General features: G+C 70.5%; 21 protein-coding genes and 2 pseudogenes. 5 read left to right on the plus strand and 18 right to left on the minus strand.

The genetic code is table 11. The features are described from left to right. Nucleotides 1-105: 105 nt before the first annotated feature. The 9 genes and pseudogenes from ACIG3E_RS23410 to ACIG3E_RS23450 all read right to left on the minus strand — a co-directional run bounded on the left by ACIG3E_RS23410 (nucleotide 106) and on the right by ACIG3E_RS23450 (nucleotide 11,124). Nucleotides 106-829 (minus strand): annotated as a pseudogene (locus ACIG3E_RS23410) (DNA-methyltransferase). 91 nt (nucleotides 830-920) lie between these two features. Further along, on the minus strand, nucleotides 921-1,790 hold the full coding sequence (locus ACIG3E_RS23415; protein WP_399619590.1) for an IS5 family transposase: 870 nt from the start codon (nucleotides 1,788-1,790) through the stop codon (nucleotides 921-923). A 231-nt stretch (nucleotides 1,791-2,021) separates the two neighbouring features. Then, nucleotides 2,022-3,161, minus strand: coding sequence for a M23 family metallopeptidase (locus ACIG3E_RS23420; protein ID WP_399619593.1), 1,140 nt, complete (start codon nucleotides 3,159-3,161; stop codon nucleotides 2,022-2,024). Beyond that, on the minus strand, nucleotides 3,158-5,722 hold the full coding sequence (locus ACIG3E_RS23425; RefSeq protein ID WP_399619596.1) for a hypothetical protein: 2,565 nt from the start codon (nucleotides 5,720-5,722) through the stop codon (nucleotides 3,158-3,160). Before ACIG3E_RS23425 ends, ACIG3E_RS23420 begins: the two co-directional genes overlap by 4 nt. Further along, nucleotides 5,722-8,325, minus strand: coding sequence for an ATP-binding protein (locus tag ACIG3E_RS23430; RefSeq protein WP_399619599.1), 2,604 nt, complete (start codon nucleotides 8,323-8,325; stop codon nucleotides 5,722-5,724). The genes ACIG3E_RS23425 and ACIG3E_RS23430 overlap by 1 nt, the downstream gene beginning before the upstream one ends. Nucleotides 8,326-8,328: 3 nt before the next feature. Next, nucleotides 8,329-8,889, minus strand: coding sequence for a hypothetical protein (locus ACIG3E_RS23435; RefSeq protein WP_399619602.1), 561 nt, complete (start codon nucleotides 8,887-8,889; stop codon nucleotides 8,329-8,331). Further along, a complete protein-coding gene (locus ACIG3E_RS23440; protein ID WP_399619605.1) occupies nucleotides 8,886-9,230 on the minus strand; it encodes a hypothetical protein in 345 nt (114 codons plus the stop codon). The genes ACIG3E_RS23435 and ACIG3E_RS23440 overlap by 4 nt, the downstream gene beginning before the upstream one ends. Before the next feature lie 13 nt (nucleotides 9,231-9,243). Then, nucleotides 9,244-10,311: a conjugal transfer protein gene (locus ACIG3E_RS23445; protein WP_399619608.1), complete on the minus strand. Its 1,068-nt coding sequence runs from the start codon at nucleotides 10,309-10,311 to the stop codon at nucleotides 9,244-9,246. 672 nt (nucleotides 10,312-10,983) lie between these two features. Then, on the minus strand, nucleotides 10,984-11,124 hold the full coding sequence (locus ACIG3E_RS23450) for a hypothetical protein (RefSeq protein ID WP_399619611.1): 141 nt from the start codon (nucleotides 11,122-11,124) through the stop codon (nucleotides 10,984-10,986). A 917-nt stretch (nucleotides 11,125-12,041) separates the two neighbouring features. Here ACIG3E_RS23450 and ACIG3E_RS23455 point away from each other — a divergent pair. Then, the gene (locus ACIG3E_RS23455) at nucleotides 12,042-12,206 is read left to right on the plus strand and encodes a hypothetical protein (protein WP_399619613.1); all 165 of its coding nucleotides are present in this window, start codon (nucleotides 12,042-12,044) and stop codon (nucleotides 12,204-12,206) included. A 113-nt stretch (nucleotides 12,207-12,319) separates the two neighbouring features. After that, nucleotides 12,320-12,514, plus strand: a complete 195-nt coding sequence (locus ACIG3E_RS23460) for a hypothetical protein (RefSeq protein ID WP_399619616.1) — start codon at nucleotides 12,320-12,322, stop codon at nucleotides 12,512-12,514. Nucleotides 12,515-13,312: 798 nt separating this feature from the next. On the opposite strand, the gene ACIG3E_RS23465 is transcribed toward ACIG3E_RS23460, so the two are convergent. The 4 genes from ACIG3E_RS23465 to ACIG3E_RS23480 form a co-directional block, all read right to left on the minus strand. After that, nucleotides 13,313-13,891 (minus strand): RNA polymerase sigma factor, encoded by a 579-nt coding sequence (locus ACIG3E_RS23465; protein ID WP_399619619.1) that lies wholly within the window; start codon nucleotides 13,889-13,891, stop codon nucleotides 13,313-13,315. A gap of 172 nt (nucleotides 13,892-14,063) precedes the next feature. Beyond that, complete coding sequence (locus ACIG3E_RS23470) at nucleotides 14,064-15,170, minus strand: integrase (RefSeq protein WP_399619622.1); 1,107 nt, start codon at nucleotides 15,168-15,170, stop codon at nucleotides 14,064-14,066. Then, nucleotides 15,167-15,439, minus strand: coding sequence for a hypothetical protein (locus ACIG3E_RS23475; protein ID WP_399619624.1), 273 nt, complete (start codon nucleotides 15,437-15,439; stop codon nucleotides 15,167-15,169). The genes ACIG3E_RS23470 and ACIG3E_RS23475 overlap by 4 nt, the downstream gene beginning before the upstream one ends. 1,662 nt (nucleotides 15,440-17,101) lie before the next feature. Then, nucleotides 17,102-17,731 (minus strand): hypothetical protein, encoded by a 630-nt coding sequence (locus ACIG3E_RS23480; protein WP_399619627.1) that lies wholly within the window; start codon nucleotides 17,729-17,731, stop codon nucleotides 17,102-17,104. A gap of 108 nt (nucleotides 17,732-17,839) precedes the next feature. Between ACIG3E_RS23480 and ACIG3E_RS23485 the strand changes: the two genes are divergently transcribed. Beyond that, nucleotides 17,840-19,048 (plus strand): competence protein CoiA family protein, encoded by a 1,209-nt coding sequence (locus tag ACIG3E_RS23485; protein WP_399619630.1) that lies wholly within the window; start codon nucleotides 17,840-17,842, stop codon nucleotides 19,046-19,048. 66 nt (nucleotides 19,049-19,114) lie between these two features. On the opposite strand, the gene ACIG3E_RS23490 is transcribed toward ACIG3E_RS23485, so the two are convergent. Then, on the minus strand, nucleotides 19,115-19,252 hold the full coding sequence (locus ACIG3E_RS23490) for a hypothetical protein (RefSeq protein ID WP_399619633.1): 138 nt from the start codon (nucleotides 19,250-19,252) through the stop codon (nucleotides 19,115-19,117). A 158-nt stretch (nucleotides 19,253-19,410) separates the two neighbouring features. On the opposite strand from ACIG3E_RS23490, the pseudogene ACIG3E_RS23495 reads away from it, so the two are divergent. Then, nucleotides 19,411-19,641 (plus strand): annotated as a pseudogene (locus ACIG3E_RS23495) (ATP-dependent DNA ligase); the annotation flags it as partial. Nucleotides 19,642-19,705: 64 nt separating this feature from the next. On the opposite strand, the gene ACIG3E_RS23500 reads toward ACIG3E_RS23495, so the two are convergent. The 4 genes from ACIG3E_RS23500 to ACIG3E_RS23515 form a co-directional block, all read right to left on the minus strand. After that, nucleotides 19,706-20,536 (minus strand): hypothetical protein, encoded by an 831-nt coding sequence (locus tag ACIG3E_RS23500; RefSeq protein WP_399619636.1) that lies wholly within the window; start codon nucleotides 20,534-20,536, stop codon nucleotides 19,706-19,708. 253 nt (nucleotides 20,537-20,789) lie between these two features. Then, on the minus strand, nucleotides 20,790-21,293 hold the full coding sequence (locus ACIG3E_RS23505) for a DUF6233 domain-containing protein (protein WP_399619639.1): 504 nt from the start codon (nucleotides 21,291-21,293) through the stop codon (nucleotides 20,790-20,792). A gap of 39 nt (nucleotides 21,294-21,332) precedes the next feature. Beyond that, complete coding sequence (locus ACIG3E_RS23510; protein WP_399619642.1) at nucleotides 21,333-21,638, minus strand: hypothetical protein; 306 nt, start codon at nucleotides 21,636-21,638, stop codon at nucleotides 21,333-21,335. Nucleotides 21,639-22,613: 975 nt separating this feature from the next. Continuing rightward, nucleotides 22,614-22,781 carry a hypothetical protein gene (locus tag ACIG3E_RS23515; protein WP_399619645.1) on the minus strand — a complete coding sequence of 56 codons (168 nt, stop codon included), beginning with the start codon at nucleotides 22,779-22,781 and terminating at the stop codon, nucleotides 22,614-22,616. A 459-nt stretch (nucleotides 22,782-23,240) separates the two neighbouring features. Here ACIG3E_RS23515 and ACIG3E_RS23520 point away from each other — a divergent pair, with 459 nt between their 5' ends. Beyond that, nucleotides 23,241-23,648: a hypothetical protein gene (locus tag ACIG3E_RS23520; RefSeq protein ID WP_399619647.1), complete on the plus strand. Its 408-nt coding sequence runs from the start codon at nucleotides 23,241-23,243 to the stop codon at nucleotides 23,646-23,648. The last annotated feature ends 6 nt before the right edge of the window (nucleotides 23,649-23,654 follow it).

Consider the following 23,654-nt stretch of genomic DNA (forward strand, 5'->3'; position numbering starts at 1 on the left):
CTCCTCAGGGTTCGGGGCGGCCGTACGCCGCCCACTCACCTCCGCAAGGAGCCGGGACCAGGGAAACGTGACAGGCGGAGCAGAATCGCACTCGATGCACGTCAGTCACGCGGCCTTCGAGGAGTTGGCCAGGCGGTCGCGTGCGATGGCTGCGTAGTGTTCGGTGATCTCGATGCCGATGAATCTGCGGCCCTCGGCGAGGGCGGCGACTCCTGTGGAGCCGGAGCCCGCACAGGGGTCAAGGACTGTCCCGCCGGGGGGTGCGATCTTGACGAGTTCGCTCAGGATGCTGACGGGCTTTTGGGTGATGTGCTGGCGTTCGGCTCCACGGGGCTGTGATCCGTTGAGCCAGCCGGGCAGGTACAGAGTGGGGCTGTGGCGTAGGGGCTCGCCGTGCGAGGCCCACAAGGCGTACTCACAAGCACGGCGGAAGCCGTCCTTGACGGGCCGGGAAATGGGTTTGTGCCAGGGGATGATGCCGCGCCACGTCCAGCCTGCTGCCTGCAGCGCGTCGGAGGTGATGGGAAGTTGGGCCCAGTCGGTGAAGACCAGGGCGGAGCCGCCGGGGCGGGTGGCGCGGAGGCTGCTGGCCAGTAGCAGGCTGAGCCAGGCGAGGTAGCCGCGCTGGTCGCGGTTGTCACCGGGGAAGTCGGCCAGGGTGTGCTGGGCACCGCTGCTGACGTACTTGTCGCGGGCGCTCTGCGTGCGGCGCGCGGCGGGGGTACGGCCGCCGGAGTTGTAGGGCGGGTCACAGATGACGGCGTCGACGAGAGCGTCCAGAGGGCAGGACGGCAAGGGCGTCGCCATGGTGCAGTGTCCAAGCGGGCATGTTGGTGGCCTTTCGCGGGTCGCGTGCGCAGAGAGCGAGCGAGTCGGGGCGAGAGAGCGGGACGGCTTAGAGGTCGTTTCATCCTGTTGTTTCATCCCGGGATGCGGCTTTGATGTGCTCGTGTCGGGTCGTGCCAGGAGATGGTGTTCTCGCCGGTGAGGCGGCGGGCCATGAGGTCGGTCATAGCGATGTGGATCATGGCTTCGGAACGGTGGGGGTGGGTTTCGTAGTCGCGGGCCAGGCGGCGGTGGAGCATCAGCCAGCCGTAGGTGCGCTCGACCGTCCACCGCTTAGGGATCGGAGTGAACCCCCTGGTCCCGGGGAGGCGTTGGACGATTTCGAGGTCGACGCCGAGCCTGGCGGCGTGATCGATGAAGTGCTTGCGGTAGCCGCCGTCGACCCAGACCTTGCGCAGGGTGGGGTGGTTAGTGGCGGCCTGGTCGAGGAGCTCGCGGCCGGCGGTGGAGTCCTGGACGCCGGCCGCGGTGACCAGCACGGCCAGCAGTAGGCCCAGGGTGTCGGTGAGGATGCTGCGCTTGCGTCCCACGATCTTCTTGCCCGCGTCGATGCCCTGGCTCCGGGCGGGGACGCTGGTGGAGGTCTTGACGCTCTGCGCGTCGATCACGCAGGCCGACGGCTCCGCGTTCCGCCCTTCCTGTTGTCGGACCAGTTCCCGGAGCAGGCCGTTGAGCTGGGCGAAGATGCCGTCCTTCTGCCATTTGGCGAAGTAGCCGTACACCGTCTGATGGGGCGGGAAATCGTGCGGGAGATAGGCCCACTGGCAGCCGGTGCGGTCGACGTACAGGATCGCGTTCATGATCTCGCGCAGGTCGTGCTGGGCGGGTCGACCAAAGCCCAGGGCCCGGCCGTGGCGCTCGTATCGCCAGGCGGACAGCACCGGCTCGATCAACTCCCAGCGGGCATCGGACAGATCGCTCGGGTACGCGCGACGTTCCGTCATGACCTGGGCACACCGCTGCAGAGGGGCGTGCGCCCAGGCGCGCGTCCTGCCGTGCTGAAGCGCGGGACGGACCAGGGTGTCCTGGGATGAGACAGGCGCATGCTGACTCCTGCCCCATGCGCCACACCGTCTGTCCCAGCATGCGCAATCAGCCCGCCAGCGACACCAGCACCACACCACCACCCTGCGCAAACTAGCTGATACCACCGCACTAAAGAGGAAAACGACCTCTTAGGAGCCCAGGGCTGTGACACCGTGTTGGCGTAGGTAGGTGAGGGGGTTGATGTCGGAGCCGTAGGCGGCGGTGGTGCGGATCTCGAAGTGCAGGTGGGGTCCGTGGGCGTTGCCGGTGTCTCCGGACCGGCCGATCTTCTGCCCGGCGGTGACCGTGTCCTTGGCGGTGACGCCGAGCGAGGTCAGGTGGGCGTACTGGGAGTAGCGGCCGTCGGCGTGGCGGATGACGACCTGGCTGCCGTAGGCGCCCGCCCATCCGGCGGAGACCACGGTGCCCGCCGCGATCGAGCGGACCGGGGTGCCGGTGGGCACGGCGAAGTCGGTGCCGGTGTGGTAGCCGGATGACCAGCTGGATCCGGGGGCGCGGTAGCCGGTGCTGAGCGGCCCGTTGACCGGTTTCACATAGTCCTTGGAGGCGTTGCCGAGGGTAGGCCCAGCCTGGTCGTACTGCCTGACGAAGCCCAGGACCTTGTCGGCGTACCAGCCAGCGTGGTTGTAGCGCAGGATCGCGCGGCGCAGCTGTGTCTCGTCGCTCAGGTCCGAGGTTCCGGTCCCGCACAGGTAGACGGCGGCACCGGCTGCGGCGTCGTAGGCGTTGTGCGGGTCTTTGGCTCCGTCGCCGTTGCCGTCCTGGCCGGTGGAGCCGCCCCAGGTGGAGGGCAGGAACTGCATGGGGCCGACGGCCCGGTCGTAGGCGGTGTCGCCGTCCCATTTGCCGTGATCGGTGTCGGTGAAGGCGGTGGTGTTGCCGCCGACGCCGCTGCCATCGAGCCGGACGCCGATGATCCGCGGGGTGATGTCGCCGGATGCGGCGAGGGAGCGGCCCCCTGCGTGGCCCGATTCGACTTTCCCGATCCCGGCGAGCACGGACCAGCGCATGCCTTTGCATTTCGGCCGCAGCTTCGTGATCTTCCCGGCGGCGGTGGTGTAGGCGGACAGCATCACCTTCGGGATTCCGGCCACCTTCGCCGGTGCGCCCTGCGCGGGCGGTGCGAGGGCTGATTGCGGCGGCTTGGATCCGGCATGGGAGGCGAGGGCGCTGGCGAAGGTGAGGAAGACGCCTCCGGCGGCTATCGCGGCGAGGACAGGGCTGAGTGCGGCGGCCGCCCACCACCACTTCCTGGCGCTGGCCGTCACGGCTGGCCCCCCTGCCCGGGAGTGCGCGGCCGGTGGGGCAGGCGCTGGCTGGCGGGACGGCGCGGGGCTGGTGACGGCGGTGTGGGCTGCTGGCGGGGCGGGTTCGCGGGGGTCTGCTGCAGACGCCGCCGGTACAGCTGCTGCTGGAGGGCGGCCTGGCGGGCGGAGTTGGCGGGCTGCGGCATCCGCACGGGTGCACGCCGCGGCGGCCGCGCCGCCTGCGCGGGAGCCGGTGCGGGTGTGGGGGTGGGTGCGGGGGCCGGGCGGCGGGCGGGCGCGGGCCGTACCGGGCGGTTGCTGGCGGGTGGCGGCGCGGTGGGGCGGGGGATCGGGGGCAGGCCGCGGTGCATGCGGATGCGGTTGCGGGTCCAGCGGCCGCCGATGTTGTTCCAGTACGTCTGTCCGAAGTGGCGGGCCTGGGGCAGGCGCTGGATGACCGGCCGGGTGAGGCGTTGGCGCAGCTGGGCGGCGGAGCGCGCGGTGTTGCCCGGGGCGGCCTTGAGCGCGGCGGCGGTGGCGCGGGCGGCCTGGGGCAGATACACGGGTGCGCCCACGGTGTACTTGGCTGAGGCCTTGCCCGCGCCCACGGCGGCTTTCCCGCCGGTCTGGATGAGCCGTCCGCCGCCGCGCAGCGCGGCGCCGGTGCCGCGGGCGGCGGCGCGGGCGCCGAGCCGGGTGGCGAGGGTTCCGGAGGAGCGGCCGCCGAGGGCGAGCATTCTGCTGCCGCCTGCGGCTGCGCCGCCGGTGGCGGCTGCCAGGAGCGCGGTGGTGGCCAGGCTGGCGGCGACGGACCGCTTGTGGCGGACCTGGGGGTCCATCTGGGTGGGGGCGCGGCCGCCGAAGCGGGAGCTGCCGAGGCGGCTGCGGGTCTGGGCAGCCCAGGTGCGGGATCTGGCGGCGATCCGCTTGCGGTAGCAGAAGGCGGCGATGGTCACGACGTCGACGACGACGAACCGGACGGTCAGCCCGCCGGGGATCTCCACGCCGTCGTCGAGCAGGGTGGTGACGAGGGTGATGGTGATGGCGAGGGCGACCACGAGCGCCACGAGCAGGCCCAGCAGGCGCAGGATGGTCACCGCGCGTTCCCACAGCCAGGCGCGGCCGGGGCCGGGCATGATGCCTGCGGCCAGGGCCACCCGGGCCAGGATCGCCTCGATGACCAGGCGCAGCTGGGTGACGAGGTAGCCGAAGGCGGTGACGGCCAGGAGCAGGAAGACCAGGAGCGCGGCGAGGGTGACGAAGCAGGCGCCCCCGGCCTTTCCCCAGCTGACGCGCTTGGCGCTGCCCGCGTCCTTGATGCAGGCCTTTTCGAAGTTCTCTCCGGGGTTGAGGCCCAGGACGTCGTTGGTGACGAAGTCGACGGCCTTGTCGGTGATGGCGTCGGTGATGTCCGTGACGAAGTTCGGGACGGGGACCAGGTTGAAGCGCGAGGGCGCCTTCTTGACGGCCTTCTTGACGCCGTCGACCTTGTCGTTGAACAGGGCCTGCTGGATGCGGGACTTGCGGTAGAGGTCGGTGCACTTGTCGTCGAGGCTCTGGTTGTAGGAGAGCAGGATCGCGGGGCGGACGACGAACGCCTCAACGATCTCGTCGGTGATCGGCCGGGTGAGTTCCTTGGCCGTGTCGTGGCTGATCTGGCCGGTCTTGGGCAGGGCGTCTTCGTTGCCGCGGACGATGGCGAACACGGCGATGCCCAGGTCGCGGGCCTTGCCGACCGCGCCGTCCTGGGAGGAGAGCAGCAGTTGGGGCGGGGCGGCGAGGGCGGAGACGGCGAGCGCGGAGATCAGGGTGGAGGCGGCGATCTCGCCCCAGCCGCGCGAGCGGTTGCCGAAGAAGATGTGCCAGACGGCCACCGTGCCGGAGAAGGCGAGCAGCAGGCCGGGCACTCCGAGCTGGACGACGGCGCCGGTGTAGAGGGAGTCGGACACCCTCAGCGCGGGCTTGAGGAGGACAGCGGCCAGCGACCACGACAGGGCCCAGGAGATCAGCCAGCAGCCGATCGCGACCAGCCACTTGGTGACTTCGAACATGCCCTGGGTGGCCGCGGCCTGCAGCTTGCCGATGACGTCGGTGATGCCGCCGTCGTCGGAGGAGATCCGGTAGGCCGAGATCGGCACCCCGTTCTTGTCGGTGACCTCGAACGCGGACAGCACGCCGCCGTCGCCGTGCTTCTTCTTGTAGGCGCTCACGGCCTTCTCCAGCGCGCGGCGCATCTTCTTCTGCTTGGCGGCCTTCTTCTGCTTGGCCGTCTGCTTCTTGGCGTTCTTGTCCTTGTGGGACCGGTTCTTGCCGCCGTCGCGGGTGTCGTTCTTGTCCTTCGCGGGCGGAGGGGTGGTGGGGTTGACGGATTCGGGCGGCAGCAGGCCGGGGGCGGTCGGCTCCAGGCCCGGCTCGTACTTGGGGATCGACGGGGAGGGTGACGGGGCGGGGGTGGGGCCGGGATCGGCGGCGGACCGCCCGGCGAGCAGCAGCATGGTGATACCGGCCGTGACCACGAGCAGCAGCCCCCAGGTCAGGCAGCGGCGCGCGTTCTCGTACCGTCCCCACCCACCAGCGCGCATCACACACCCGCCCCTTGCGTCTCCGTCTCGCGGGTCTTGGGGGTGTTGCGGTCGGGGTCGGAGTGGATGACCTCGGCGATCTGCGGGTCGAGGGGGATCTGGACGCGCATGGAGCCGATGCGGCCGAACAGGTCGCGCTTGAGGCACTCGCCCGCGCGCAGCGCCTGGATGTCGTCGGACTCGTTCAGGGGGGACAGGCCGGTGGTGACCAGTTCGAGGAGCTCGGCGTCGTCCGGGTCGAGATCGAGGAAGGTCAGGCCGCGGCGGGCCAGTTGCTTGTCGGTCTGCCGGAACAGGTGACGGCGCGGGAAGAGGCCGCGCACGATCCGGCCGGTGTCGTTGTCCGGGCCGATGTCGTCCGCGTCGTGGCTTCCGGCGAGCACGCCCGCATCGTGCTTGCGGCCATCGCGCACCAGTTCCAGGAGCAGGTCGAGGCCTTCAGGGGAGGAGGTGAGCCACCAGCACTCGTCCCACACCACCTGGCAGAACTCGCCCCGGGCCCGCGGGTCGAAGGCGATGTGCCGACAGAGCGTGGCGATCAGGTACAGGGCGGCGCGGCCGAAGACCTTCTCCGGCGCCAGCCGCTCGAAGTGCCCCGGCTGAAGCTCCCACCGCTTGGGCAGGGCCAGCTGGGCAACGGAGAAGACGACGGAGTTGGCGTCGGTGTCCAGCACCGGCAACGCGGGATCGAACACGGCGCGCGCGAGGTCACGGCGGGCGTGCATGGCGAGCTTGCGGGCAAGCGTGGCGTGCGCGGCCTCTCCGGCGGCCGCGTGCTCGGCGAGATGGTCCTGCAGCGCGCGCATGCTCGGCGCCGGGGCGGCCAGGACGTCGGCGAGGGCCTCCGACAGAGCATCACCCAGATCGTCCATCGGCCGGATGCCCAGCAGCATCCCGAGGAACGACTCACACAGCCGCTGCGCCTGCGCCAGGTCCAGCGGCACGGGGCCGCGCTGCTGGGTGAACACACGCAGCGGGTCCAGGGACACTGCGGCGTCCTTGTCGCAGACGATCATCTCGGTGCGGCCGGGGCAGGCCGTGGCGAAGCGCAGCCACTCCTGCTGCGGCGTGCGGTCCACGATCACGGCTCGGCCCCGGCTGCCCGGTACGCCCTGCTTGCGGCCCGCGGCCAGGGTCCAGTAGACGGCTGCTTTCATCGCGAAGCTCTTGCCGCCGCCGAGCTCGCCGATGAACGCGGCCGAGGCGGAGGTCTTCTTCTTCGGGCCGCGGGAGAAGTCGACCAGCACCGGGCGGGCCCCGCCGCCGGACAGCTGCCACCCATACAGCGGGCCCCGCTCGTCGCCGAGTTCGGTCGCGGCGAACGGTCCGGCCATGCAGAAGTCGCGGGCGAGCAGGTACTGCGCGTACTGGGTCATCACTTGCGGGGTGCGGGCGCCGGGCAGCATCCCGTAGAAGAGGCGCTCCTGCTCGCCGAGGGGGCGGGCCAGGGTGTACTCGTCGGAGCCGAAGTCGGCGGCCAGGGTGGCGGCCCGCTCCTCGGCCTGCTGCGGCGTTGCCCCCCAGACGCAGAAGGCGCCCATGGCCTGGACTTCGACCTCGCTGGCGGAGGACGTCAGCCGTTCGCGGTACTCGGCCATCCCGGTGGCGGCCTTATCGATGCTGGCCGGGGGCCCGGCCGGGTCCTGCGCGTATTCCTCGGGCTGCGAGGCCAGCTCGCGGGCCTGGCGCCGGGTCTTGGCCTCCGCCGTCGCCCCCTGGGTGACCTTCAGCCGCATCACCCAGTCCACTGGGAAGGCGAAGGTGTCCAGCGAGGCGAGGTACTCCGAGCCGGGGAAGCGGAACGCCTCCGGCATCTCCGACAGCGCCAGGAACGCCTGGTAGGAGGTGCCGTGTTCGGTGGCCACCTGAAGCCAGCGGCGGGAGAACAGCCCCACTCCCCGCTTTGCCTCGGCCACCTCCTCCTCGTCCTCTACGGCGCCTTCGGCCAGGACCGCCTCGCCGAGCGCGGCCACCGTGCGGCCGCGGCCGCGCACCCCGCGCGGCGCGTCCGGCTGCGGCAGCAGAGGTTCCGTGACACCGCGCCGCGCGGAGTGCCCGTAGATCCACAAGATCTCCGCCTCGCTCGCCGGGCGCAGGCCGACCGTGCCCGGCCAGGCGGCGGCCATCTGCGCGGCCTGCGCCAGCCGCCGCTCCTGCTCGCGAGCGGTGATCGGGGAGGGCAGCAGGCCCAGCTGCCCGGCGAGTTCCGCCCGGGCCGCGCCCACCACCTCGCGCAGCTGCTGCCTGCGGGTGGCATGGGGCAGCGGGACGGCGAGCCAGTCCGTACGCCCGGTCAGCTCCAGGTGCTCCAGCGAGTCCAGGACCCGGTGGGCGACCTCGGCGTAGCGGGGCGAGGCCGCCAGGTTGATGCCGTCGGTCATCCGCCGCACCACCGCGCGCGGATCGACCTGCGGGCACAGCGAGAGCCACATGGACTCCCCGAGCAGCTTCTTCACCAGTGCTTCGAGTGCGCGCAGCCGCCGCTGCCGGGCGCTGTGGCTGGCGTGGATCTGATCGACGCCCTGCACCCGCCAGATCGCCCACACACTGCCGTGGACCGTCCAGACGATGTTCCCGGCCACGTGCCTGATGGGCATCCGCATCGTTCAGCCCACCTTCCCGAGTTCCGCGTCCTTCTCGGTCTGCCGCATGCGGGTGTGCAGCAGCGCGTACGCGACGGTGACCGACCTGTCCGGATAGGCCTGCGGGCGCGACGGCACCGCGGCGGGCACCGGCGTCTCCGCCAGCGCGGCGGGAGGCCCCGAGGTGTGGTGGGTGAGGGTGGTGACGCCGAGCAGCAGCTGCGCTCTTGGCGCGCGCACCGGGCGCCCACCCAGGCGACCGTGGCTTCCGGCGACCGCGAGCCCGGCCGCGCTGAACGCCGCCGAGAACGGGTTACGGCCGTCGATGTGCAGCACGCGCACCAGGAACGAGGAGGCGTACGGGACGGCGACCAGCGGCACGATGTTGAAGAGGCCGAAGCGCGCCCACAGGTCCCGCAGCAGCACCATCAGGCCGAGGACCACGGCCATCACGACGAACTGCGGGACGCTGTAGGGGCCGCCCCACAGCCGGTGGCCGTCCCACTGGCCGATCACATGCCGGTGACGGCGGGCTTTGGTGTAGCAGCGCCCCACCGCCTCCGCCTCGGTGTCCGCGCTGCTCACTGCGGCCGCCCGACGCTGATGAGGGTTTCGTGCTTGGGCAGGTCGCTGAGGCGGACGACGGCCGCGGGCGCGGGCGCGCCCACCGTGTGGTTCTTCTTCAGTTCCTCGCTGGTCTTGCTGCTCAGCACGGTCTGGGAGGCGACCACGCCCAAGACGATGCCGCCGCCGACCGCGGCGACGAGGGTCTTGAGGAAGGAGCGGCTGGTGAAGCCGGTCATGATGACCAGGCAGAGGTACATGATGCCGAGCACGACCGAGGCCAGCAGGGTCTTGATGTCGCCCCCCAGACCGGCGAAGTCGTCGATGATCCCGGCCGCGGCCAGGGGCTGGTGCGTGTGCATAGGTTGAGTCCTTCTAGTGCGTGGGCGGGGATGCGGCAGATGAGGAAGGCGGGCCGGTGATGTTGAGGGCGGGGGTGGCGTCCAGTGCGGCGACCTCCCAGCGGCCATCCCGCCCGGCGAGGGTGAGCGCGTACGCCAGCGGCTGGGCCACGCCGTCGGCGCGTTCACCGCGCACCTGCACGACCAGGCGCAGGCGCTCACGCCCCGAGGGCGGACCGACCTGGCCGTCGTCCGCGCTGGCCCCGGCCACCCGCAGCTGATCGACCGTCACCGACTCGTACGGCGCCGGGCGCACGGCCGCCAGGCGCGTTCCGGGGGAGACGTAGCGGGCCAGCTCGCCGTGCCCGGCCAGGTAGGCGCCGAAGAAGGCCGTCAGGGTGTCCACGGCCGGGTCGGAGGCCTGCGCGCTGCGCACCGGCCCGTACGCCAGTACCGCCTCGTCCTGCGCCGCGGGCATGCTCACCTCGGCGGGCAGCGTGGCCGCCACCAGCGTCCCGCCGACCTGCGCGGCCTTGAGGGGCACCTGGAAGTAGCGCACCCGGACCCCGGAGGCGCTCCGATCTCCGGAGTCCTGGTCGGCCTTGACTGCCTTGGCGCCGGGCGGATCGAGGACGCGGGCGGCCACGGTGATGGACCAATAGCGTTGGGCTGCGACCTCTTTCACGCGCACGGCCGCGACCTGGCCGACCTGCACCGCTCCCGGCTTCCCGGCCAGTTCCAGGTCCCCCGCGCCCGGGTAGAACACCGCGAGTTCGTCCTGTGAGCCTTCGCCCGCACGGAGATAGGCGGCCACGTACATCTCGGCGAATCCGGCCGGACCGGCCTGGTCCCCGCTGGCCTGCCGCACGACGGCCTGCGGCCGCGCCGATGCCTCCGGCTGCGTCACCAGCGCCCACCCGCCCAGCAGCGGACCAGCCACCAGCAGCGCCCACGCCGTACGCCGCACCGCGGTCACGGCGAGCGCGGCAGCCCCGGTCGACGACCCCGTCCACCAACCGCCCTGCTCCACCGGTTCCTGAACGGCCGCTTCCACCACCTCCGCCGCCTTGAGGTCCGCGGAGTGCCTGCCGCGCCGCATCATGCGCGCGCCCGGCCCGCCGTCGGGCCCCCGCCGTCGGGCCGAGCGGACCAGCGAGTGAAAGCGGCGCGTGCCGGCTCGGCGTCCTCGTGCACGTACCGGAGCAGGGCCTGCGTGGTGCGCCGCGTGAAGGGCGTGACCTCCAGCATCACGGTCAGCTTCTGAAGCCGCTGCCACGCCCTGAGTAGCACCGCCTCATCTGCGGACACCTCCCCTGGGCACCCGAGTTCCTCAGCCATGGCGACAGACCTCCTGCGCTCGACACACGACGGCCGCTCAGCCGCACACCCATCGCAGGGAGCCCCAGGCGTCAGAACGTGACACCCCGGCTCGGTCGACTTCGTGGGGGACACCACCAGATGCCCAGCCCGCTCCAGAGACTGGGGACGGCCCTGCCGGGGTGTGGCGCCGGCACGCCACGCCCCGGCAGGACACGGTCCGTCCCGGCCGCGAGCGCCAGGAGCCGCCCCCGTGGCGCGGCGGACGCGCAGTGCATCGGCGGACCACTTGACGGGCTGGAGATCGAGTCACGCACCGGGACGAGGACGCGCTTCGCACCGGAGTGCGGCACCTGGTGCCTGGCTGGCATATGCGCGCCACCTACCGGCCCGCCCCCGGTGGGGACCTGCTGCGCTGGCACTCCTGCGGCGTCTGCCCCGGACTCGAGCAGCAGCCTCATTCGTCCGGGTGTTGCGTCCGGCGGGCGCGCAGGCTGCGCACGGCCCGGGCGGCACCGGCCACGACCGCAGCGGCCGCGAGGCTGCCGAGGAACTCCGGGGCGGCGGCGTGCAGCAAGGCGAGCAGGGAATCAGACATGGGCGTGACAAATCCTTGGGTTGGGCGTGACGGAGCCACGCGAGGCGAGGGGAAACCGTGGGCCGGGCGGGGGTTAGCCCGTCAACAGCCCTTGGCCCGGGGGCGCCTCCCGGGCAGAAGGAAGAGTGCCGTGCTGTCCGCACGCGGTGCGAGATCTCGCGAATTTCCGCAACAGCGGCCTTGATGCGCCGTCAGCCGCCCCCGGAAGCGACCGGGGTGGATTCTCGCGGCCGCTTGCATCCGCTCCGCTCCGCCGACTACGGGCGCGTCGGCCATACCGTGCACCACGCCATCCCAAGGGCCGCAAGAGGCCGTCCCGGCCGGTCCCCCTGCCCAGGCGGCACCCTCACCCGGAGGCGCAGCAGCAGGACCGTGCGGGCGTCGAGTTGGGGATCCATGGGTGACCTCGCTTCTGGCAGGGCACACGGGAGGGGCGTGTGCGGGATGTGAGGATGCGGCCGACGGTCCCTAACGGCGCAAGTCGTCCCGCGGCTCCATACCGTGCCACCGAATCCACGCCCGTTGAGATTTCGGTGACCTGCGACTTTGTGGAACCACAGGGGACTTGGGGCGAGTCACCTCCGCTTTCCCCAGACCACGTGGGTGCCGGGCAACCTGACAGGACCGCTGGCGCAGGAGCGTGGGGCGCAGCCTCGCGCGATACAGCATGTCGGGCAAGCCGCGCACGGTTGGCGACCTGCGTCTTCCCGAGCCGGGCCCGGTTCAGGGGTTCGGGGCCCTCTCTCGTCGGGATGACCTTGAGCGGGGCCGTGACGCACCCTCCCCGCACCCCTGCTGGTCGGACACGCGAAACCGGTGCGGCCCGGCTGGCGACTGCCAGCAGGCGGGCCTGCTGCTCTCGGGGGCCGGACATGCCGTCGCCGCCGACGTGCGCGCGCACGCGGACTGGCTGCCCGATGACGACACCCGGCGCCTGCTCGCCGAGGTCGTCCTGGGCGAGGCCGACGGACGGCCAGGGCTCGGCGAGCCTGCACGGCGTCCAGCACAAGGCCCGCTTGGTCCGCGCTCTGTACGAGCGGCTCGACGACCTCGCCGGCGCGCGGCCGATCGAGCCGGTCTGAGGGCCTCCTGATACCTGGCCCCCCTCCTCTCAGGGCGCGGGCCCTCCCCGGGCCCCGGGAGGTGTGCGAAGGGCAAGGGCGGCTCGCGCGCCCCCGGGGACCTACCCGTACGCGTGCCCGCGCGCGCGGACTCGCGCAACACCTCGGCGATACATCTGTTTTGTCTGATTGGATCAGCCCGGCCCGCGGGCAAAGCCCTGCGCGAAGCGGTCGACCGCCTGAAGGCCGACGAAGTCGACGGAGCCGTCCTGCACCACCCCGACCAGCTCCTCGCCGACCGGATCGAAGAACTCGCCGCGGCCTGCTGATGCCTCCGGGCAGAACGCGGGCCATGCGGCGCGCACGTCAGGCGGCGGGGCAGGCCGGAGGGGAAGGGACCGGACGCGCCGGGCCCTTTTCCGCTCAGGCCCGGGCACGGTGGCCCCGGGTAGTGGCGGACGGCCCGCGCGCCGTTCACCTCTCCGCCGCGCTTGTCGGTCCGTTAGCCGTGTTGACCGGTGGCTGTGTAGGGCTGTCGCGTCGGCGGCGACGGATGCTCTCCAGACGGCTGGAAACCCGTAGCCGCCCCGCCCGCCTCTGCTGCCTGCGCCAGTGGAGATGCAGCCCGTACGTGCCCGCTAGGGCACTTCCGGCGCCGGAGGCAACGGCGGTGACCAGCACAGGCTCGGGGGCCAGCTCCACGGCCGTCACTAGACACAAGGGGATGGTCAGGCAGAGCACGAAGATCCCAAAGAAGTCCCGTCCGCGCTGCCACCGCTTGGCCACTTTCCTGGTGACGTCCGGCTCCTGTTCCGCCTGAACGGGGGGAGTGTCGGCCTGCTGCGGTGTTTCTGTCTGGGGTGCGGCTGTCCCCTGCTGCGCGGCCCACACGCTTGCCATGTGGATCACCTGCCGGGCTTCTGCTTCCACCGGGTCGGCTGGGACGGACCGGCTGCGCAGCTGGTCCATCAGCTCGTCCACGGAGGCGGCGCCTGGTGCTGGCGGCACCGGCGGCTCCAGGCGGCGGGTCCAGGCTCGCTGCATCGCACGACGCAGCCGTCGGCCGTCCCCGGGCCGGAAGCGTCGGCCAACGCCGACGGAGCGGACGTTGTCAGGAAGGTGCCTGTTCATGCCGTGGACTCCTTCACTCCCGGAACCTGCACCCGGTAGTCCGCCCGCTCGTTGAGCAGCTTCTGCAGTGCGTTCCGGGACCGGTGCAGCGCCACTCTCGCGTTCGTCTCCGACCACCCCAGGGCCTGGCCCCGCTCCTTGGCGGAGAACCCGGCCAGCTCCAGATATACGTTCTCGCGCTGCTCCAACGGCAGATGTCTCAGCAGCTCGCGCAGGAGCCGCTCGTCCTCCGCACCCGCAACCTGCTGCGCGGGGTCCCCCTCAGCCGCCGCGTCTGCCCAGGCCAGCGTCTCCTCATGAGGTTCAGGCAGAGGGACCAGGTCCACCCGCCGCAGCTGCCGGATCCGGTCGAGGGCACGCTGTTTGAGGCGACACCGCACCCATTGGTCCGGCATGACGATGGTGTCCCAACCGGCTTGGTACGCCTCAAGCAGCACGGTGCTCACCACGTCGTCGGCCTCGCTGCGCAGTATCGGGTACTGCGCAGCGACGAACGCCGCCCACTTGAGCCCCGTGTCCCGGGCGTACGCCTCCAGCGTCGGACGTGGCGGAGGCTCCCGCCCCTCGGTACGCACAGATGCCTCCTGGCTCTGCGGAAGTTCCGGACGTACAGATGACGAACGGGGTGCGTCCACCGTTACAGGGGCATCGCTTGTTACGCGAGAAGCCGACCACGGGGTGATCTCTCCTACGGAGCCTCGCCCGCGAGGACGCTTTCGCTGGTGTGTGACGGAGATGGTCGCGGTGTCAGGCGAGGCCGGCGGAGGCGTTGTCGTCCCAGCCGTCGTCACGCTGCATGTAGCCGAGCACCGAGCGGGAGTGGCGGGCCCAGCCGCCCTGGTCTGCGATGGCGTCCTTGCCCCTGCGGCGGCCGACGGAGGCCAGCCCGATGCGCAGGGAGTGCCCGGTCCAGGCGATCGGCACCCCGGCCCTCGTCGAGATCCGCTTGATGGCGCGGGTGACGGAGTCGGGGACCATCCCGCCGGTGACGTGGCCCCAGCGGTCGATGCCGACGAACGCGGGCGTGGATGGGTCGGCCCACCGCGGGCCGTGCTCGGCGACCAGGCGGGTGCGGTAGGCGGTGTACGCGCGCACCGGACAGATCTCGGGATCATCGGCGTAGCGGATCTTGGCGTTGCGCACCGACTGCTTGGTCTTGCCGGTCAGCACGGCGACGACCAGGCCGCGCGGGTGCACGGTGACGTCGCCGGTGAGCAGTCCGGCCGGGTCCTGGGAGCGGCTGGCGTAGTGGAAGCCGGTCAGGACCAGGGCCTTGTCGCGGGCTCCGGTGAGGGTGTCGGGGCAGGCGCGGGCGATGGCCCGCAGGCCGTCGATGTCGGCGCCGATGGCCTGTCCGCGGCCGCGCCGCTCCCCGGCCTTCAGCAGTTTCACCGCCAGGCCCTCCAGGGCGGCGCGGGCCTCGGCCTGGTCGTCGCCGGAGACGCTCACGCCGCGCTGGCGCAGCCCGACGACGGCGGCCGCCAGGTGGGTGGAGGCCGAACTGGGAGCGAACCCCTTGCCGTTCTGCTGGCCCTCGCGCAGCATCCACGTCACGAACGCCACCAGGGCGCCCCGGGAGCCCTCCATCTCCGGTAGCCGGGCGGCGGCGCAGAACCGCGTCCACACCCGCCAGCTCTTGTCGTAGGTGTCGGTGGTGTTGTCCGGGGTGATCTCGGCGGCGACCGCGTCGGCCAGGTCCTCGGCCTCCGCCAGGCGCCGGGTGGCGTCGACACCGTGCCGCTCGGCCCACCGCTCGATGAGCTCCTGGCGCTCTGCGGCCGCCGGGTCCAGCACCGGTGTGGCCTGCGACCCGGCGACGTCGTCGGCGGCCGCCGTCTCGACCGTGACCGTCATCGGGCCGTCGTGGTGGTCTCGTCGTCGCCCAGGTCGGCGAGGGCGAGCACCGCGGTGTACTCGGCTTCGGCCAGACCCTCCGGGTGGGCGTCGCCTCGCTCGGTGCCGTACCGGTGGAGGCGGTGCTGACGGTCGGCCCACTCGCGCAGCAGGAAGCGGGCGGCATCGGGGGCGATCTCCAGGGCGGCGGCCGTCTCGGACCAGGTGGCGCCCAGCTCGATCGCCTCACGGATCCGGCTCGGGCGGTGGTCGTTGATCTGGCGGGACATGGCCTCGCGCAGGGCGAGGACCGCGAGCGCGTCCCCCCTGTCCGGGCTTCGCGGACGCCTCCCGGACCGGTTGGCCGGGCCCGGCGCCCTGCATGGTCTGGGCAGCCAGGAGCTCTGGCATCCCGCTCGTCCGGACCCCAGGAGCGGAAGACAAACTGTCTCCCAGGGGGCTTCTGCATCCAACCTTGGGGACCTGGCACCTAGGCCAGAGGGCGCCTCCGGGGACCCGGCAGGCCTCGGCGACGCCTCCGCCCTAGGCGCGGAGCGCCAGGGACCCAGACCTTCGCAGCTGCCGACACAGTCCTGACCTGCACTTTAGGCGGATTTAGCCACGCGTCAGCGTGGCACGGAAAGAGAGAACAGCCCCCCCGGGCCTTTTCGAAGAGTGGTCTTCCATAAGCTCCAGACCTTCCATACCTTCCAGGTCTTCCATACCTTCCAGGTCTTCCAAAATCGATAGAAGCCCCCCACTCGGCGCCACTCGACTCCACGGGTGGCCACCGAGGCCCAACGACGCAGCCAGATTCCCTCGTTCCGGTGCGATCTCCGGTTATCATGACCTCTCGGTGGTGTACCTTGAATTCTGTCGCCTCCCAGGTTCACTGGATGGTGCCCAGCTGGACTCATCCAGCGAGGGAGGTGACATGGTGGTATCCGGCAACGGGTCTGAAGACCGGACCAAGGAGCCGGTGAGGACGAAGCTTCAGCGGGTCGCAGACGCGGCACAGCTGGTAGCCCGGACGCTCCAGGCGGCGTACTACGCCGTGAAGTTCTGGGGCTGACGGCTACAGAAGCGCTGATGGGCCCACCCCAGCAGGGGCGGGCCCATCAGCAGTCCTGACCGAGAGCCCCACGTACTGCTTCGCGGGCGGGCGTGGGGCTCTGCCATGTGGACTTTGCAGGATGAGAGTGACGACTCATCAACCTCAGGCAGAGTACCACCAATAATCCGCACAGCGAAGTAGGTTGCTACATTTAAGATACACAATTCGATACGCTCAATCAATTCAGCCAGTACGCTATCGAGACATGCCAATTCCCGCTAGGTAAGAGTTGAGTCGAATTAGGCATCTCCGGAGTTCGAGTGGCGAAGTAAGCTTCATTCCTCAATTGGTCGAACCTTTACGGAATCGAAAGCACTCGCAGAAAATAAAGGAACGCTTGGATGCACAACCTAAATCATGCTTGTGGTTGCACGCGAACCGAAAACTGTCATGAATTAGCAGTCGGCGGGGAGCGCAGGCTCGTTTCTGTCCCACGCCCGTGACCGGGCCGAACTCAGTTGCGGCCACAGACCGTGAGGCGTCAGCAGCGAGGGGAAGGCTACGGGCTCGATCAATCTTGAGGTTGCAGGGGTTGCACGAACGGATCGCTCTGGCCGGTGTCGTGCAGGCTCAAACTGCTGCTTCCCCGGACCATTGTCTGTGTCCCTCTGTAGCCGTCCGGGCGTGCAGTAGCGCCCTAGCGTGTGCCGGAAGCCACGCGTCGACACGAATTCCAGGTGGTCAGCTGGCTGCCGACCTCCAGGGCAGGGGTAGACGAAATCACGGACAGGCACGCGGCCGAGTCGGCACGCTCTCATAGCGCTATGTGACTACTCGTCACGTTGTTTACTCTGCGGCGCTACTGCTGCTGTCTGTAGCGGGCGGGGGCGAGCAGCCGTCAGTCGGCGCCGCGCAGTGCAGGATGAGCGGTGTTCAGCAGCAGATGCAGGTGGCGGCTGCCATAGGGCCAGCGGGCCACCCCGCCGTCCAAGAGCAGGTGGGACCAGGCGCGGCTCGGCAGGGTGTAGCCCACTTCCAGCGGCACCTGTGCATCGGGCAGACGGTTCGGCCGGGTCACCGGCACTGAGCCGCAGTCAGTATAGAAGAAGGTGCCGGTGCACCGGGTCACCGTGATGGGGCGCTCCCAGAGCAGCAGGCCGTCCTCGTCGGCTCCGTACTGCTCGAGGTCGAGGCTGGCCTCGAACGGCTCGGGAAGGTCGGCAAGAGCGGCGGCGTTACCCGTGCGGTCGGCGTCAGGGCCTGGCTCCTGTCCGACTTCGACGGTGACCTCGGCGACCTTCCCGGTCAGCACACGGTGGTGGATCATCAGGAAGCAGGCGGCTTGGTGCGGAGGCCAACGGGCCGAATCGCGGCGGAAGACCTGCCCGACCGCGTTGACGAACTGCGGAGTGTAGAAGCCAGGCGTGCCCAGGCGGCGGCGGATGCGTGTGAGCGCCTCAGCTGAGCCTTCGTCACGCAGCAGCCGATCGAGCAGGGCATGTGCAGCCTGTTCATGTGTGGTGCCCACAAGGTGTCCCTCTCCCCGGCGCCCTCTGGCCGCGGCAGCGTAGCGGGCGCCACTGACAACGGCGCCAGCTGCGGGCCCGCGTTTACCGGCAGGCGCGGGCAGGGCTGGATGAAACGGGTACCGGACATCCGGGGGCAACGGGCAGGGGGCGCTGTGAGTTTCACTGCTGTACATGCGGGGCGTGGCCGTCTGGACGCTTCCCTGCCGGATCTCGGCTGCGGCTGGGAGTGGGCCGCGATCCACCGGGTGAGGCCGCCGGTCCCGCTGGCGTGTCCGGAGTGCGGCCACGGAATGCACGCCAAGGTGTCGAGCCTGGGTCTGCGGTTCTTCGCTCATACGCCCGGGGCTCCGATGTGCACGCTGGCAGAGGAGTCCATGGCCCACCACCTGCTCAAGCTGGAGCTTGCCCAGGCGGCCCGCGCGAGTGGATGGATGGCCGAGCTGGAGGTGAGCGGGCCGGACGGCAGTTGGCGGGCGGACGTCCTCGCCTCCGCCGGAGGCCGCCGGATGGCGCTGGAGGCGCAACTGGCCAGTATCACCGCCGCTGAAATCCGCGCCCGCACTGAGCGGATGAGCGCCTACGGAGTCCGGTCCTGCTGGTTCAGCGACCGCGGTCGCATCCCCTGGCTGGGCGTCGTCCCCTCGGTGCGGCTGACCCGGCAGGGCAATGATCTGCTCGCCGTCGAGCCTCTGTCCCGGTTCAGCGGCTCCTACTGGGAACCTGAGTCCTCCATACCGTTCGCCGAGTTCATCGGCAGACTCCTCACCTCACGCTTCGTCGCGCATGTCCCACGAAGCCCGCAGCGGCACACCGTGCGGCCCGTGAGGACGTTATGGGCGTCGCCCCGGTGCGTCCTGGCGGAGGCGAGGAAACTGCGCGCGGAGGACGAAGCGCAGCGCAAGAGGAGGGAAGAGAAGGCACGCGCTGAACAGCGGGGGTACGCGCGGCAGCAGGCACAGACCGCCGAGCTGATGGCCCGCAAGGACCCCAACCGGGCGGCCCTGAGCCGGCACTCAGTCCGGCTGCCCGGGCTGGAGGCCGCCATCGCGCAGCTCACCGACCTGTACCGCACACGCGTGAGTGTCGGCTGGAGCGTGGGAGACAGCCGGTACTCCAGCGGCGTCCCGCTCGTCAACGACCGCGGCATCCTGCTGGCCGTCTTCGATCCGCTGCCCCGGTCTGGGCCCTGCCCTGCGTTCCTCCTGGACGTCGGAGTGCCGCTGCTCTTCCCGACGGAGGAACGGCGCGAGCGCTTCGAGCAGTACCGAGACCTCAGTGAGCGGCTACGAGTCAGATACGCCGCCGGCCTCCCCTGACCTCGTCATACCGCTCAGGGATTGCGTCAGTTCCGCGGGGGCGTCGAAGTGCCCGAGCCGTGCGCCTCACCGGCTCTGCAGAAGGCGCGCCCGCTGGTAGGCGGCCTCTTCCTCGTCACGCTTGCGCTGGTACGCCGCATGCTTCTCCTCGTCCGCGGCGTCGTAGAAGAGGAGTGTCCAGCGTGCCTCGTGGTACCCGTCCACGGGGCGATCCGACGTGCCCCTTGCTGGAACGGAGGGCCCGGAGCTGCGGCCGGCCCTCCGTGTGACGCATGGCGCACTGACCCCGACGTGCATGTTGATCTTGTTCGGCACACGCTGGCAGGTTGGAGCCTCCCGTCGATGTCGCCCTCGCCCGTACCGTGCGGGTCCTGCCCCGTGGGTCTTCTTGGTGGTATGAGCCGAAGTTCGATGGCCACCGCGCGCTGCTCTTCCGCACGCCGGACACCGTGCGCCTGCAGTCCCGGTCCCACCGGGACATCACCGCGACCTGGATGGATCTGGCCGTTCCGGCGATGGCTCTGCCGCCGGGCAGCGTGCTCGACGGTGAGATCTGCATCTGGAACGGCGGCGCGCTCGACTTCGGCGCGGTCCAGGCCCGCGGCGCCTCTACACCCATCCGGGCCCGGGAGCTGGCCTCCAGGCTCGCCTTTGCGTTCACGCCGCGCACACCCACTGATCAGCCAGCGCCCGCAGCTGATGAGTCGTACGCTGCCGCCGCTTGCGCCAGGTCACGGCGGACACCCCTGCCCGCGCAGCCGCGCCCCGGCCATCAGCATGCGCATCGCGGGCGATCACCTGCGCCCGTGATCCATCCAGCACGCCTGCCTCCACACCCCACACGAGCAGTTCGATCAGCTCTCCGCGCGCGCCAACCGCGTCCTCTGCTCGCTCTACCAGTTCGCCGGCCACTGCTTGCGCCGCTACCACTGCCTGCCACACGTCCTCCGTCACGTCCTGGTCGGCAGCCAGATGAGCCAGGTCTTCCACGCGCGCGGTGCCACCGGCCCCGAGGTCTGCGGCGATCTCGCGGCTGGCCAGGTGGAGCGTCTCCATCTGCAGGTTCGCCGCGACCTTCTGCCTGCGGTGCAGCGGATAGGCGCGCACCACTTGGTAGAGGGAGGCCAGCACGACCTGGGCGACCTCGTCGAAGTCCTGTCCCGCGCGCAGACGCTGGGTCAGGCGCACGGCGCCGGGCGTCATCGCCTGGACCACAACTCGCGCCGAGAGCTGGGCGTCCGCCCCGCGGTCGGCCGCCCGCTCCAGCAGTGCCCACAGCCATCGGTCGCTGTGCGCACGTCCTTGGGCCCGGTCGCGGGACTCCAGCTCTGACAGCAGGGCGGGCAGGTCGACCGGCGCCTCGCCGGAGGCGAACACCGCGGCGTCCTCCAGCCAGCCGGCCACCCGCATGCCATTGGTGCTCTCGCTGCACACGAGCGTCCACTCGGTGTTCAGCGCTCTGAAGACGCCCTCGATTCCACTGGCCACGGCACGTTCCTTTCGGTTTGCGTGCCGTGAACTCTCCTCAGGCCCTCCGACCCATCTGCTGACCCGAACACCCAAATGCGCAGGTCAAAAGGTTGCCCAACTACTGACCCACGCTGATCCAGGCGTGTGAACGCTGACCCACGACTCCGGAGGATGCACGCCGCGGCCCGGAGCCCACGGCCCGGTCCTCCGCGACCTGCGCTCGCCACAGCAGACCGCAGCCTGGCCAGTTGGCTGACGGCCTCGCCGTGGATCAGGCGCCGAAATCGGTATCCGGGGTCTCGCGACTGTTGATCCAATAGGACAGGGCCACGGCCGCGTCGCACTCGGTGCAGGCGCGGGCGCCGGATCGGTCGAGCGCGGTGAGCGCCTCGTCAAGGTTCAGCTCTTCGCCGCCGGGCGGCGCCGTCGGGCAGTCGTAGACGTGCACCAGCAGGCCGGGCGCCCGGCCGCGGTGCTGCTGGCGTTCGACCTTCCACGCCCACTGTGGCGGCGGCGCGGGCGGGCGCAGGTGCTGGGTGGGGACGACGCTGTAGTCGGTTCCGTCGACAGGCTTCACGTGCGCGGCCGGGACCCACTGGCGGTACTCGGCAGGCTCGGTGCCCTCCGGCCCGGTGGACTTCCACAGCACAAGGCCGACGTCATACAGCCATGCCCGGGCGGTCTGGCGGCGCCCGGGCAGACGTCCGGTGATCTTCTGGCCGGTGGGGGTCACCAGGATGATCGGCGGCGGCTCGGCGGGCGGAGCGGTGCTCACTGTGCCCACCGTACGGCTGCCCAGGGACAAGGCCGCGGGCTACTCGATGGCGCGCTGGTCCGGCAGGACCCCGGCGAGCCGAGCGGCTCCGGGGTCCGCCTGGTGGATGGCGGCCTTCAGCAGCGCCACGGTGTCGGCCGTCACCGCCGCGCGGGCCGAGTCCTCGCTGACTGCTTCCTCCAGCAGCACCACGGCGGCCTGGAGCACGCCGACGTGCACCGGCACCGACCGGATCGCAGCGAGGGCCGCCGTGGCCCGGTCGGCGGCGGTGGCCGGGGCTTCCTGCGGGATGAGCGCGGAGACCCCGCGTCCCAGCGCACGGTCGCGAGGAGAGGTGGTGTTCACCAGGCCAGCGTCCCAGTCCCGGCAGATACCCGATCGCCGAGGTCGGCCTGGGGGAGCGGGGTTGGGGTTCAGGGGGCCGGGCGGGACGTTCGGGCGGAAGCCCATCCAGAGCCCATTGGCTGGTCCCGCAACTGGTGCCGCACAGGGGCGCGAACGAGGTGCCTCGTCCGGTCCCGCAGCCAGTGCCGTACTCGGTAGCGCCACCATCGCGTGCAGTACCGCGTCGGCGCAGGTCAGACCGGGTTGGGTGAGCGGCCTCGGGAGTCGACACCTCTTCCTTCGAGCAAGGAAGAGGGCGTCTTTCTCTGAGGGACCGCGGGCAGGAAGGCTCGGATCGTTCTCCCTGTCGCCTGCGATGAGCGATGACGGTGGTGCATGGCATGCCCGAACTCACCGGCTTCCGAGCACACATGTAAGAGGCATCGTCGCTACCGTGTCCCTGCCACTCGAGCTTGGCGCGCTGCTCGGCCCTTGCATAGCCACGGTGGTACGCCCTGTCGCCATCCTGGTAATCGGGGCTACTCATAGCCGGTTGGCCAGGCCGGCCAGGGCCGGGCGCTGAAGCGGCCGGGGCCGACAGGCATCAACGAGGTGCTGCGGGGGAGTGGCGTTCCACCCCAGCACGCTTCCGGATCCGACTTCGGCGGTCAGAGCTCATGGAGGGCTAACTGGAAAGCCCCGGTTACCAGCAGTGGTCGGCGCAGGTAGAGCGCGGCGTTGACCGCGTCGAGCGACCGGCGTTCGCTGTCTGTACACGGCTGTCTGGAGCGGGGTTATACCACCAGGCCTCACTTCCCGTACGATCGATCTGCGTGGATGGAAGCGTGAGACATGACGCAGAGGGCCCCTTCTCTGGGCTCCACCCCAGGTCAAGGGCCCTCCCTTCCGCGCTACAGCCAGCGAGCCCGGTCGTCTTGCATTCGGCCGGGCTCGCTGCTGCGTCCCGACGCTACGACCACACTCACCGCTCCTTCATCAGAAGCGCTGTAGTGCGTGGTTGGCAACCGCCGCGATCACCGGTAGCCAGTCGACCAGAAGCTGCACGATGAACTTGCGCCGTTCCCGGCGCCGCTCGACGGCTTCCTGATCGTCCTGTCCATCTCCGTTGTCGGCTGCTGTCCTGCCATCCACATGTGCCTCCACGGCGCCGAGATAGCCCGGCCAGGCTGCCGGGCCTTCACCGAGTGGTGAAGTACGGGGCAGACACCGCAGAGGAACATCCCCAAGCATAGAGGTGGGGAGTAGACACCCAACGCCCACGATCTCAACCGCCGTAAGGCCGACAACGGCTGATAGGCCCTCAAGTCGACCGCTAAAACGGCCACTGTGACGGTCACACGACGCGCGTGACTAGACGTGACTAGAGGGGAGATGTTTCTCCTACCCGCACTGTGCGTAGAACCGGGTGCGCGGTGCGCAGAGTGGCTCACCGTGCATCACAGTGTGCACTAGTGAGGGAGCGCGCCGCTGTTGTGCCCGTCGGGTGTGCGTGGACGGTTGAGGGCACAGCATTCGCACGGTTCAGATCACTCACAGAAGGCGTGATGACCCGCCGTACCCGTCCGTGCTGCTGGAGTTCGACCTACGTAGACGCCCAGCATCGTGGCGCGCACGGGCTGTTGGAGCCACACCCAGCGGGTGCTGCTGACCTACGAGCGGGTGTGCGCCTACGAGCTGCCCGCGATCGAGGACAAGTACGGCGATCCTCGGCGGCCGACCTTCGCCCGTCGCTACGGCTTCGATCCCCGCCGCCCCGTGCAGTGGGAGGCGGAGGCGCTTGAGCCGGCCGAACTCCAGCGCCTGGTGCTCGCTGCCGTCGCCCCGCACGTCGACCGCGATGCCCTCGCCCGGCAGATCGCCCGCGAGGAACAGCAGCGCCGATGCCCCGTAGCCCGCAGAAGTCCACTGCTCAGATGCTTCTCCTCGCCGTTCGCGGTCGCGGGCGAGAACGTGCGTGACGGTTGGGGCGGAGGCAGCGTTAGGCGAGGGCGAGCATGTGTTGACAGGTGAAAAACC

Origin of the sequence: Streptomyces sp. NPDC053474 (assembly GCF_044544845.1) — a bacterium.
In the GTDB taxonomy this organism is placed as follows: domain Bacteria; phylum Actinomycetota; class Actinomycetes; order Streptomycetales; family Streptomycetaceae; genus Streptomyces.